This window comes from Nitrosomonas supralitoralis, from assembly GCF_003011925.2.
GTDB lineage: Bacteria > Pseudomonadota > Gammaproteobacteria > Burkholderiales > Nitrosomonadaceae > Nitrosomonas > Nitrosomonas supralitoralis.
Window position 1 is genome coordinate 72,109 of the sequence record NZ_PXXU01000009.1, and the last position, 12,396, is coordinate 84,504.

Below are 12,396 nucleotides of genomic sequence, written 5' to 3' on the forward strand. Positions count from 1 at the left end.
GCTCTTGTACAAGATATTAAGCTGAATAAGCCACTATAGCCTTTAACAAGGTTATTGCTATAAGGATGATGCGTCTTTATCAGTTTGTGGTGGACTCCAATACTTTCTGTAGAGTATGATAACAGCAGCATTACTACCAATATAACTAGAAACATATTCAAGTTGATTTTCAATATTAACGATGCCACATAAGTGCAATTCTTTAATTAGTTTAAATAGGTTTTTCATAAGCAGATTATCTGGCGAGAATTCTAGTTTAAGTAAATTTTCGGTGGATTCGTTGATTGTAAATTTGTGCCGGATTATTAGGTAAAGAGTCTTTACAATACAATAGTTGATATCAGAAGGCTGCGCATTCCTTATAAAATTAGGATTTATACTAAGTTCTCTACGGGCCACAGTGCTAACACTTGACAATGAGCCCTCAACAAACATTTCTTCTTTCACAGACCATGCAAGCATATCCGCACTGTGGGCATACTCTGTAAAATGCCCATCTAAGTTTGATGTTTTGGGAAGTGGCCAGATGTCAGCTTTCCTACCGTTGTTTAGTGTTACTTTTGGGTTTCCATAGAAATTTAGAGAGTAAATTGCGCCTACTGAAAACAAATGATCAATTAAGGTTGACTTCTCGCACTCTACAATTACATCAATATCGTCCCAGTATTTTAGGTCGCCCAAGATTGCGCAACGTACAAAACCTCGAACAATCCACCCATTGAAACTTACTGGGATGAGCACGTTTATCTCGTTCGAAGCTAAACGAAGTAAGCCTTCGGCATTTTGCTCGGATATTGCTTGTTCCAGACCAAGAACGTTTCTTTCTAACCAATCGAGATTGTTGTGAGGTCGAAGTCTATAATAACTTCTCAAAACTTCAAAGTCGTACATCAACGAATAATCCAGAGTTTGGTTTGATATCGCATTAATATTTTGGAATCTAACTGAATTTGATGAAATATCTAGTTCGAATTCTTTTGTTGAAATTAGTTGGTTAGTCAGAAGATTCAAGGCGGCAGAGTTGACGCTGTAGTTAAAGGATCTCAAAGCTTTTAGAACATCATGATTTCCACAATGATGATAAGTGCTCATTATGTCAAAATGATTCCCATCAGGAAGCCTAATTCTAAATGCACCTAAAGAGTTTTTTTGGTAGTTATACCCGGAGCATTTTAGTGTAGCTGCTATCTCTTCCGGTGCCAATGGAACTAAACAATCAATGTCGCCTACATACTGATATCCGAGAGCAGCGTTTCGAACCCAGCCGCCTACAATCCAAAGACGATTTTCGAAAACACGCCCTAAGTCCTGCACATCATCGGCGTACCCCCAGTCCTTCAAAGCAGAAGAACATCTCTTTTGAATTGTGTCTCCCGAATTTATTATTACACTTTTACGAAATGATGTTCTACTCACGCCGACTGAAATAATCAAACCAAGCAAGAAAACTCCGAGAACAGCTTGACTTGATGCGACAAGTGCAGCAGGCGTTCCTGGTAAAGCATAAACACTGCCAAATCCTAGCGTTGTAATAGTGACTATCGAAAACTCAAAAGCTATTGGCATTGTCAGTTCTATTTTTTGGCTGTTAACAACAAAACTGTCTTTGAACCAGCTCAAGTAAATAAGCGCGAATGCAATGATTGTGTGTATATACTGGCCTATAAAGATTAAGAGAGTTCGCTCGGCCGAATAAGGTTTGTAATTCGTTTGAAAAACTGGGCGAATAAATATGGTTTGTAATTGATATTGAATATTTTCAATTACTACTAAGACTGCCCATGCACCTGAAAATATTAATACTTTATCGAATAGCCATGCGGAAATTAGTAATACGATGCTCGCAAATGAGGCTGTAAGTAAATAAACCTCTCCCGTGTTTGGGTGACTGTATCTACGGCCATCGTGCTTAAGCGAGAAAAATGGCGATAACCATGAAATCGGCGAAAATAGCCGTAAACACCAAACTATCTCTCTTAAGATACTAAGAAGAAAATAATCACTTTTTGTTGACCACATCCCGCACCTTTTAATCGGAAAGTCGTCAGCTCTAGGTGGAGGATTCATTAGTTAGTCCAAACAGGAAAAATATTGTGGCATAATTGCTCCTGCTAACGAAGGAGAGTTTTTTTATAACCTAACGCATTAAATACCGGAAGAGGGTAGATAATAGGTTGCATAATATTGGATACATTTTGATAAGTAATTAAGAAGTTCTCGGTTATCTGAATAGTGCTTTCACTTGCGGGGTAACATATTTTATATTTCAAAGAGGGTGTCCTTGATTTTGTGTAAACGGCGGTTAATAATGCCGAGGCATTCTTTCTTTAAATTGGATAGTAAACCTATTGAGTGCAGGTTTCCAATCTCTTAGTGGCATAGACCATTTTTTGGCGATATTGATGAGTGCCAAATAGAACAATTTAATCACAGCTTCATCGTTAGGAAACGATCCACGGCTTTTGCTGACTTTGCGCAAGCTCATGTTCACTGATTCAATCGCATTGGTTGTGTAGATGATGCGCCGTATCTCGGGTGGGTAGTCGAAAAACGGAATGATGCGTTGCCAGTTATTGCGCCAGGACAGGGCAATCGGTGGATAAGCATTGTTCCATTTGTCTTCAAAGTCTGACAGTGCCTGTTCAGCCTCATCAATAGTGGCGGCGCTATAGACCAGGCGTAGATCGGCAGCCACTTCCTTGCGTTTATTCCATCCAACGTAGTTAAGACTGTTACGCACCATGTGCACGATACAGAGTTGTACAATGGCATATGGATAGACGGTTTCAATTGCTTCCGGAAAGCCCTTCAAGCCATCGACACAGGCGATGAAGATATCCTGCACGCCACGATTTTTGAGTTCAGTGACAACGCTGAGCCAGAATTTGGCACCCTCGGTCTGGGCAATCCATAAGCCCAGTATTTCCTTATGGCCTTCCATGTTAAGCCGACCGCCAGGTAAATCGCTTTGGCACGAACGCTACCGGCATCACGGACTTTAACATGGATGCAATCGAGATAGATTACAGGATACACCGCATCGAGAGGCCGGGATTGCCACTGTTTTACTTCATCCATTACGCTGTCAGTGACCGTGGAAATAAGCGTGGGCGACACTTCCGTGCCATATATTTCGGTAAGGTGTTGCTGGATTTCACGCACCGTCATGCCTCGGGCATACAGCGAGATGATCTTGTCATCAAAGCCCACCCAGCGAGTTTGATGCCTGGGAATGATTTGTGGCTCGAAACTGCCTTCACGGTCACGGGGGATCTCGATGGGCAATTCACCAAATTCACCTTTCAGAGTCTTGCGACTTTTACCATTTCTGGCATTGCCGGTGGAATTGGTTACAGTTTCGTGCTTATCGTGACCAAGATGCCCGGCCATTTCTGCTTGCAAGGCACGTTCAACCAACGCTTTGGTGAGTTGCTTGAGAAGACCATTCTCACCGATTAAATCTTCTGGTTTTTTGTAATCAGCCAGCAGGCTATCAATTAAGTCGGTCGGTAGGGATTTGCATGTAGTCATCTTTACTCCAAAAGTATATAAACAGTTTCCTGCTAAATGACCATTTACACAAAATTATTTACACCCCCATTTCAAATACAAAAAAACTTCATATCTTCATCCAACAATAATATTATATTTGACTCGTATTTCTTATACACTTCCGTACTTATTTTATCCGAAAGCAATGAGATTATTTGCTGGCCAGGCACTTTAGTGGCTTCATCAAAAATAATCTCTATTTGATTGCTATCAATATCCTCGATACTGTCATGAAAAACAAATTTTGGCCTTCTATATTTACTGTCATTAACGGCATATATATATGCAAGATCAAAAGCAATTACCTCAGCCTTCTTTTTCCCTCCTTCAGGGTTGGTGACAGTATTTTTTACCTCTAACTTGCAGTCTCCTGTGCTTTCATCGTAATTCAGATTAAATGCATATTCTTCGTTAAGAATTTTTTTTGTTAATAACTTAAAGTGTTTATTTAAAATATTCTCGAAGCTATATATATTTTGAATTTCACGTGCAATTTCACTCAATATACTTTCCAATTCCACCTTCGAAAATTTAAGATCTTCGGCAGCTTTTTCCTGTTGCTCCACCAAACCCTCAAGTTTGCCGAGTTGAATTTTTAACTCCCCCAGCTTTTTTAACTTAGTGGTAATATTCTTAATACTTTCAGTGGAGCGCATATCAGAAAATACCCTTAGCTTATCCTTTCTTACGACATCTAATCTTGTCTGAATGACTAACTTTTCTTCCTGAATATTGGGAACGTCAATTGTCAAAAATTGTTTCTTTTTATTTATTAAATTTTGATGAAATTTTAGAACTTCATGAAATTCCTTTATTGCACCGTCGAGTTTAATTCCTGCATATTCATATATTGCCTTAACTTCATTCTCAAGATAAAGACCGTCCTCATGAGATAACATCCTGATGGTTCTTTCGATATTTGATAGTTTTCGATCAATAGACATTAAATCTGCTGTATATGCATCTTCCTTGTGCTGCAATTCAGTAAGCCTTTCTAAAGGATTGTCATATTCAGGGGAATAGTCAAATTTCAATAGCTCTGCTTCTAGAGCTTTTGCCTCACTAAAATATTTTTTTACTTCAGTTCCTGGTTTTTGCTCTTTCACCATTGCATTAATCGAAAGTGAATTTCTTTTTCGCCGCACAACTAAATTACTAGCATCCCGCTTGTCGGTTAATAGTTGGCTATTATTAAAGCCAAATAAATATAAAAACAGTTCGCAGTAATCTTTCATTCCAGCCCGATTATCTAGGAACTTAGTTGTATTAAGCATCTTGTGACTATCATTACGAATGAATTTTGGAACAATTGATCTAATCGAAGGCCTTCGTGTATTTATACCAAAACAAAGGCTTTGAACTTGGATCTCAAATTTATCTTGCTCCATTTCAAATCCATCCAACCAATAACGATATTCTTTGCTAATAACACTTAAATTTCTTTTTAATTGATGAGCTTTATCATCCAAACCAATGAATGACAATTCCGCTGTCACATCATGCTTAATAAATAGTTGTTCGATATCAATATTGGGTTTTTGGAATTCTTCATCAATATAAATCGGATTAATAGAACCTAATAACAGAAAATCTATTACCCGCGATAACGTGGATTTTCCAACACTATTCCCAGACCTACCTACACCTTTATTATTAGTTACTAGGTTTAATCCATCATGGAACTCGACTAACCGGCTGACGGTGGTATCAACTTTTATTTTCAGACTAATCAACTTCATTTATAAAAAGCTCATTTCTATCTAGAAAAATTGCATGTATTGAATATAACCAGTCCAGCGTTAGAATGACATGATCCATTGAAACTCCTAACTCATTAGAAATTTCAATAAGCATATTCTCTGTTGTCACATGACCATTTTTCAGTCGTTTCAGTATTTCTGATCCAATAACAAGTATATTGATTTTCGGGTCACAACCCGGACTAGGAATCATCTTATGGATTCTCCAAGATAATGCATTCAATAAATGCATGAGCAACTACAACATTTACTCCCAATTCAATGTGTTCTTTTATTACAGGTGTATTTTTCGATTCAAAAACTGTATTTTTTAGTTTTTGAACAATAAAATCAAATATAAAATCTGAATTCCTTCTTATAAGATTTATATCAACGATTGAAGACATATAATCAATTCCAACTTCGTCCAAAGCAGAATAATATAAATCATATATATTCCTCAAAATTGTATTTTTCCCAAAGGCAACTAACGAATCAATCTCTAAATAAGCCTCTTCAATTTTTGAAGAGTAATCAAGATACTGTTTAATTACATGTTTTTTTGATCGAAGATTATTGTGATTTATTTTAATGATTGTTTCAGCAGAAGGCCTCCGCATCATTATTTCGAATTTAAAAGGCTTGTTAGCAAGAACCTTTAACAGTTCATTGATGGCAGAACTGACTTGATACTCCGGCGAATCCCCAATATTTACATTACCGGAAACATTTCTTATATGAATTAACTTTTTTGTATCACCCACAGCTAGATCATTAGCTCCTTTAGAAACCAGATCCCATCAACCTACATATTTATTTTCATGCCCCCAGAATTGTTTTTGGTATATACGTTTCTCTTCCCATTTTGTGATACTTCATCTGCACCCTGATCAATACGTACGTTTTCTAATTTTAATATCTCCTGTTTGAGCGTTTTGTTCTCTTTTATTTTAATTAAGGCAATAATAAATCCCACGACACCACATATCCACGCTATCGCAACTCCTATATCAGACCTAATAAATTCGTTCATTACATCCATCTTACGCCCTTATATTGGTTGCTATGTCCTAGAGTTCTAACAGTAAGTCAATGCGGAATTCATCTTCATTAACAATATTGTCAAAGATTCCTATAATTTAATGGCTTCGTCATACAAATACATAACAGTATAATATATTAAATTAATATTAATAAAATCCTTAATAAAAGAAAAAGAAAAAGAAAAAGAAAAATAATCCAGCATTTTTTTATTGATTTTAATTTATATCCTATCAATCTCTAATGATATCTTGCAATCATCACTTCTATTTAATTGTACGGAAGAATTATTATACTACCGTACAGTTATTAACAGAACTCCAAGGCGGCTGCGCCGCAAATGCGGCCTCGCGGTCGCTACCGCTCCCACTCGTGCTCTTTGCGCTTCGCCGTTCATTTGGTTCTGTTTCCACTGCACGTCGTTCAATACGCCATTGATGCAATCGTGTTGATAATTTAAACGCATCTGTTTGAACGCCGCAAATTTTTTGTCCGACTGGATCGCCATACTTGCCAGGATGTAGCGCCACCCATCAATTTAATGAACTGACCCCATTTTCCTTGATCGGCAGCTTGCTGAGCTTGTTGCAAAATTCCCTCAGGTGCGTTGTTAATTCGACGAAGTTCACGCCAGATAGAAACAGGTGGACCGCCGATTTGTTGAAATTGACGAATACCCCAAGTAGATGCCCAAGCTTACACCCATTCGGCTGCTTCCTGTATTGGGTTACCGTCAATATCTTGTTTTAGGCCGTAACCATCAACGTTTTTGGAAATAAACTTAGCAATATAACCGACTGCTGTGCCTTTGCTTTTATCAATGGATTCTGCAACAAATCGATGTTCTTTTGCACCTGGTTCATCGCCATCCGTTTCCAACGCGTAGTGCCGGATGATCTCTTTAACCTTTGCGGTTTGCTCGGGCGGCATGAATAACAGCATGTGCCAGTGCGGTGTACCGTCATGCTGCGGTTCGGCAATGCGGAAACCATAAACTTCCAGATGATCCCGCTTCAGTTTTGCGCGAATTCTTGCCTAGACCGTATTGAGATACTTTTGAGCCTGTTCCGGTGTAGTGCCTTGATATTTATGGTTTGGATTACAACTACCCGATAAACGCGCATGCATTTTCGACGGACAAGTGATGGTATAGAACTCCTCTACGTGTCCTAATTCATCGGCAATGAATTCAAATCCAAAAATGCGCACCATCAATTCACTACGGCGCACATGCGGATTGGCAAGACTATGTTCTGCCAGTTCGCTGAGTTTGGCACGCTCCCCCAATTCATTAATGGCGTCCCATCCTTCCAAGAAACGGTTATTACGTTTTTTTTGTTCTCTACGCCGCTGCAAGGTTTCATCACTCACGTATTTGCCTTTACGATGATGCACGAGGCCGGATTGAATATTTTTTGTTCCAGTTTTTTGCCGTGTGCTTTACGCAATCTGCGCAACCACCAGTTTTCATCGGTCAAGCGGGTATAAACACCTTTTGCGGAGATATTAGGCTGATCTAAAGTGGGAAGCTTGACATCAAGCGTTCGTGCAAAGTGCAGTAGGTTTGCTATCCTGTCTTTTCGATTTAGAAGGAAATTATTATAACTTTTGATTTTCTGCACGAGGCGTTTACTTCACTACTTCACTACTTCACTACTTCACTACTTCACTACTTTAGATTGGATCGAAAAACGAAGAGACTACAGCACAGGATGGCGATGATGAAGAGCAGTGTTAATGTGGAAAGGTTGGAGGCTTACAATAGGCAGGAATATAATTACTTCTAAACTCGTTTTAACCTCTTAAGAACCCGAAAGAAAATGAGAAAAAATGTTATAGAACACACTCGCGCTAATGACGTATTAGCAACGGCTCGTTGGGGAGAGCCTGATTTTATGGCACAACTCTATCCATACAAAGAAGGTTCCTTTTGGTTGGGTCGCAATCCGCACAATCCTTATCAAGCACTTGGTTACAATGGGGAAGGGCATGTTTTTTTAGCTGCAGGATCAGGAAGCGGCAAAGGTCGATCCATTATTATTAATAACCTTATAAAATGGCCTGGCTCATTAGTATCCATTGATCCTAAAGGTATAAATGCCGCCATTACAGCTATTCGCCGGGGACAGGGCAATGAATACTGTGATGGTATGGGGCAAGATGTTTATGTTCTGGATCCGATGAATTGCGCTGATGTTCCTGATGAATTAAGAGCGCATTATAACTTGCTTGATGCACTTGATCCCTACAGTGGTGACTTATCAGCGCAAGCCGATCTCATTGCCGATGCTGTGTGCGTCATACCCAAAAGTGGCGGTGATAGTGCAGAATGGGCTGAAGAGGGACGTGAATTTATTTCCATTATCATCCAATGGGTTGTTTGCTCACCCTATATTCACGATAAAGATCGAAACTTGCTGACTGTAAAAAATTTGATTATGGAGGGTGAATATCAACGTTCAGTTGAACTGCAAAAAAAAGGGATAAATGTCGATCCTTATCAAATCCTTCTGGATGACATGAAAGAAAGCAAAGCAAATAGTGGAAGAATTGCGCGGCAAGCGCGAAATTGGCAACAGTCTGTGAAAGATTTAAAAAAATATTATGAGAGCATCCGAATATCTGCCAATAGACAATTGAAGTTTTTAAATACCGATGGAATGGAGAATACTGTATCCAATACCGGTGTTTATCCTCGCACCTTCAGGCTTTCTGAATTAAGGGCGAGTAAAAAAGGTATTAGCATATATTTATGTCTACCTCCGAGTAATGCTAACCCTTTTGCACGTTGGCAAAAAGCGATGATCCATCTAATACTTGCCGAAATGCAGAAATATCATGTTAAGCCCGATAATGGGCATGATTTACTAATATCCATTGATGAATTTCCAATATTGGGGCATATGGAAAAGATCATCGACAACATGAATTATATTCGTGAATCAGGAGTAAAGCTATTTATAGCCTGTCAGCACCTTAGTAACCTGAAAGACATTTATGGCGACAACTTCGAGCAGTTCATAGCCGGTGCAAAATTGCAGATATGGTTTTCTCCCGGAGGTAAATTTACCGGAGAATACTTATCTCAACTGCTAGGTGAGACTGAAATCATTAAGTATCAGAGAAGTATAACAGAGGGAAGAAACAGTTCTAACGCCCAGGCGACTACGATCCAAAATTCAAAAACTGCATATGAATCTACTGCCTATACAAAAGGAACAAACACAAGTCAGAATTACAATTCTAGCCATACCGACAACAGAAGTTTCTCTCATTCTCGCAGCAACGCAAATAGTACTGGAAAATCGAATAGTTGGTCAAAGACAAGTTTTTCGAATAAAAATTGGCAGCATAACAACAGTAGTAACTGGGGTATAAGTGAGGGTAAAGCTGCGGGTAGAAATTATGGCCCACATATTTTTTTCGAAAGCTTTGAGCATGCAACTAATTACAATAACAACTCTAGCAATTCGAAAGGTGGCGCTTCAGGTTCAGGTTATGGCGGAGGCTCTGGTAATTCTGATACTTTTGGCGGAGGCTCAACATTTAATAACACAAAAACCTATACCTATACCAATACCGATGGCAGCTCAGATACTCAAAGTTATGGCAATACAATCGGGCAATCCAATGCTGAAACCGTTCAAACGGGTACCTCGAACACGGATACGATAGGTTACCAACATAGTAATACACACGGTGAATCGTCAAGCGCTGGCGTTACTGAAACTTTTCACAAAAAACCACTATTGACCGTTCATGAAGCAGAACACTATTTAAAAACGATTGAGAATGACAAGCATGATGCATATCCTGGTTTAGCTTTAATTAAAATACAAGGTGAATTGCCATTTTTGATTCGAAGGATTAATTACGATCAAGACAGCATATTCGAACGATGCTTTAACCCGCACCCTTCTCACCCATACTTGCCTTACAGCAGATTGCCATTATTAGAATATGAATATACCGAGGATTACTATATACCAATCGTTACTCCAAAAGAATTATTGGATAAAGGATTTATAATTTCACCAATAAAAGGACTGATACAAGGTCAATTTATTGAGAAAAATATGGAGCTTTTTGGCATTAAAAGCCCCTATTCAGGTAACTGGAGAAAAGTTCGATCTAAATTTGACATTGAAGTAATTTATGTCTTTGAGCTTAATAAGAGATCAGAAACTGGTGAAGCCATTATTGTGCGACATCGTGAGAAATTTTCTGATCCGATAAAATCCCTAAAAGAATTCAAGGCTATTTTTCTAAAAGAGATGTGGAAACCAATCCTGCATTGGGGTCTTGAAGAACATGAGCAATGCAAGAGATCCGAGGATAAAAAACGCCAGGAAGAACGAGAAGAAGCAGAAAGAAAGCAAAAGAAGCTGAAAGAAACTGAAGCGCGCGTTGCGTGGCAGAGCTTTACCGAAGAAACTATACAATTGAAAAAAGATTCTCAATTGTCTATGGGTAAGGTTGTATGTTCTATTGTCGGATTATTTATTCTTTATGAATCTCTATGTCTTACTGGAGCGTTCTTCGGATTTATTGATGTTGATCCACTAGGTATCTTAGAAAGAAATTTTCTGAGGAATACCTCATTTATTTTCAAAAAAGGCATTAATCTGTTTTTTATTTTTTCAACTGCATTCTTAGGTTTAATATTTAGTGATCCGATTTTAAAGTATTTTATTTTTCATCCAGAAAAGAAACGTGAATTAGATATTAAAAGGAAAACTCTAGAAGAATCATATGGGAAAAATCCGATAGAATAAAAATTCCGGTAGAGGGAGGGTAAGCAGTATGTTTACCCCCATCGCTTCACAAAGAATATCCGTTATCCAGGTGTGGACGCTCTTCCAGCTTCTTTTCTTGATTATCATATCGTTCTTTTAATTGCTCTAAACGCTGCTCTTTTAATGACTCTCTGTCATCAAACTGCTTCATTGGTTGCTCGCGATGAATTTCAGTCGATTCTACTTTAAGATGATTATAACGTTCCATTAAGTCATCAATTCGCTTTTCATTAGCTTCTATTCTAGGTTCATTTGTTGCCATCAAATTAAATACTTCTCGACTTTGGATGCCTTCTTCACCACGCCCACCTTTTTGTTTCCCTTCTTCGGTTCGTCCAATATTCTCCTGAATAATAAACGGATTGCTATTATTGTTAAATTCGTTACTAATCCCGTCTCGCATATCAAGACTATTAGCTTTGTCACTCTCCAAAGTGATCTCTTTTGCATACGAGGTTATATGTTTATCCATGGATAATTGTCCTTTCTGTTAGTTTAATCATTAAAATTATACGAAGTGTAATATTAAAAATTTAGAATTCCACCATTTATGAGATTCTACAATCGCTTTTAGGTACTATTTTGCATGAAAATCCATCCTTTGCGGCGTCAGACGATACCCCATAGCATTCATAATCGCATTAATACTTTCAAATCTAGGGTTGCCATTTTCAGATAATGCTTTTTGTATGCCGTTTCGGGTAATACCTGTTTCTTGAGATAGTGCTGTAACACCTTTGACACGGGCAATCATACGTAATTGAGAGAGTAAAGCAGCAGTGCATCCATCCTTCGCATATTCTTCAAATGCCGTGGAGAGGTATTCATCAATTTCATCGGGATGATTGCGGTAATATTCCTCTTCACTTTCATCTAAAGTTTTGTAAGTCCGTTCTTTAGCCATTGTTTTTATAATCCTTCCAATATTCCTTGGCGTTTTTAATATCCTGTTTTTGACTGTCTTTGTCACCGCCACATAATAAAATCACAATATTGCCGTAATCTTCACCGAAATAAATCCTGTATCCAGAACCGAAAAACATTCGGAGTTTAAAAATACCTTCTCCTACCGAGTGGCAATCGCCGTAAAGACCTTCCGCCAGTCGTCGGATACGTGCTCTGATTCGCTGTTGGTTCTTTTTGTCTTTTAAATTCTCTATCCAATATCACTATTGTCCCGTTAACTTTCACAGCAAGTCCATCTGGCAATTGTTAGCATTTTTATCTATGAGTGGATCCCCACGCAATAAAGCCATGAGGTCACGCTT

Annotated in this window: 11 protein-coding genes and 2 pseudogenes; 1 reads left to right on the forward strand and 12 read right to left on the reverse strand. The window is 38.4% G+C overall.

Features of this window, described 5'->3' with window-relative positions; genetic code table 11:
• Window positions 1-57: 57 nt before the first annotated feature.
• The 9 genes and pseudogenes from C7H79_RS04680 to C7H79_RS18785 form a co-directional block, all read right to left on the reverse strand.
• Entirely contained in the window at window positions 58-2,019 is a 1,962-nt protein-coding gene (locus C7H79_RS04680) for an ion channel (RefSeq protein WP_172592356.1), read from the reverse strand.
• 283 nt (window positions 2,020-2,302) lie between these two features.
• Window positions 2,303-3,531: pseudogene (locus C7H79_RS04685) on the reverse strand (IS256 family transposase).
• A 71-nt stretch (window positions 3,532-3,602) separates the two neighbouring features.
• Entirely contained in the window at window positions 3,603-5,291 is a 1,689-nt protein-coding gene (locus C7H79_RS04690) for a DUF2326 domain-containing protein (protein WP_106706134.1), read from the reverse strand.
• Window positions 5,278-5,505, reverse strand: coding sequence for an ABC-three component system middle component 6 (locus C7H79_RS04695; RefSeq protein WP_106706135.1), 228 nt, complete (start codon window positions 5,503-5,505; stop codon window positions 5,278-5,280). The genes C7H79_RS04690 and C7H79_RS04695 overlap by 14 nt, the downstream gene beginning before the upstream one ends.
• A gap of 1 nt (window position 5,506) precedes the next feature.
• Window positions 5,507-6,055 (reverse strand): ABC-three component system protein, encoded by a 549-nt coding sequence (locus C7H79_RS04700; RefSeq protein WP_106706136.1) that lies wholly within the window; start codon window positions 6,053-6,055, stop codon window positions 5,507-5,509.
• Between the two features lie 41 nt (window positions 6,056-6,096).
• Window positions 6,097-6,324 carry a hypothetical protein gene (locus tag C7H79_RS04705; RefSeq protein ID WP_172592357.1) on the reverse strand — a complete coding sequence of 76 codons (228 nt, stop codon included), beginning with the start codon at window positions 6,322-6,324 and terminating at the stop codon, window positions 6,097-6,099.
• A 298-nt stretch (window positions 6,325-6,622) separates the two neighbouring features.
• Window positions 6,623-6,862 carry a hypothetical protein gene (locus C7H79_RS18775; RefSeq protein WP_242447149.1) on the reverse strand — a complete coding sequence of 80 codons (240 nt, stop codon included), beginning with the start codon at window positions 6,860-6,862 and terminating at the stop codon, window positions 6,623-6,625.
• Window positions 6,863-7,028: 166 nt separating this feature from the next.
• Window positions 7,029-7,727 (reverse strand): annotated as a pseudogene (locus C7H79_RS18780) (replication endonuclease).
• The gene (locus C7H79_RS18785; RefSeq protein ID WP_242447150.1) at window positions 7,700-7,954 is read right to left on the reverse strand and encodes a hypothetical protein; all 255 of its coding nucleotides are present in this window, start codon (window positions 7,952-7,954) and stop codon (window positions 7,700-7,702) included. Before C7H79_RS18785 ends, C7H79_RS18780 begins: the two are co-directional and overlap by 28 nt.
• Window positions 7,955-8,152: 198 nt before the next feature.
• On the opposite strand from C7H79_RS18785, the gene C7H79_RS04715 reads away from it, so the two are divergent.
• The gene (locus tag C7H79_RS04715; RefSeq protein ID WP_106706138.1) at window positions 8,153-11,107 is read left to right on the forward strand and encodes a type IV secretory system conjugative DNA transfer family protein; all 2,955 of its coding nucleotides are present in this window, start codon (window positions 8,153-8,155) and stop codon (window positions 11,105-11,107) included.
• Window positions 11,108-11,153: 46 nt separating this feature from the next.
• Here the strand turns inward: C7H79_RS04715 and C7H79_RS04720 are convergent, their stop codons facing one another.
• From C7H79_RS04720 to C7H79_RS04730, 3 genes are all read right to left on the reverse strand, one after another.
• Entirely contained in the window at window positions 11,154-11,600 is a 447-nt protein-coding gene (locus C7H79_RS04720) for a hypothetical protein (protein WP_106706139.1), read from the reverse strand.
• Between the two features lie 105 nt (window positions 11,601-11,705).
• The gene (locus C7H79_RS04725) at window positions 11,706-12,032 is read right to left on the reverse strand and encodes an addiction module antidote protein (RefSeq protein ID WP_106706140.1); all 327 of its coding nucleotides are present in this window, start codon (window positions 12,030-12,032) and stop codon (window positions 11,706-11,708) included.
• On the reverse strand, window positions 12,025-12,288 hold the full coding sequence (locus tag C7H79_RS04730) for a type II toxin-antitoxin system RelE/ParE family toxin (protein WP_106706141.1): 264 nt from the start codon (window positions 12,286-12,288) through the stop codon (window positions 12,025-12,027). Before C7H79_RS04730 ends, C7H79_RS04725 begins: the two co-directional genes overlap by 8 nt.
• Window positions 12,289-12,396: the final 108 nt, after the last annotated feature.

What these genes read in the sequence shown, in the direction of transcription:
- C7H79_RS04680 (WP_172592356.1), bottom strand. Translation starts at nt 2,019, where the DNA reads ATGTGGTCAACAAAAAGTGATTATTTTCTTCTTAGTATCTTAAGAGAG.
- C7H79_RS04690 (WP_106706134.1), bottom strand. Translation starts at nt 5,291, where the DNA reads ATGAAGTTGATTAGTCTGAAAATAAAAGTTGATACCACCGTCAGCCGG.
- C7H79_RS04695 (WP_106706135.1), bottom strand. Translation starts at nt 5,505, where the DNA reads ATGATTCCTAGTCCGGGTTGTGACCCGAAAATCAATATACTTGTTATT.
- C7H79_RS04705 (WP_172592357.1), bottom strand. Translation starts at nt 6,324, where the DNA reads ATGAACGAATTTATTAGGTCTGATATAGGAGTTGCGATAGCGTGGATA.
- C7H79_RS04715 (WP_106706138.1), top strand. Translation starts at nt 8,153, where the DNA reads ATGAGAAAAAATGTTATAGAACACACTCGCGCTAATGACGTATTAGCA.
- C7H79_RS04720 (WP_106706139.1), bottom strand. Translation starts at nt 11,600, where the DNA reads ATGGATAAACATATAACCTCGTATGCAAAAGAGATCACTTTGGAGAGT.
- C7H79_RS04725 (WP_106706140.1), bottom strand. Translation starts at nt 12,032, where the DNA reads ATGGCTAAAGAACGGACTTACAAAACTTTAGATGAAAGTGAAGAGGAA.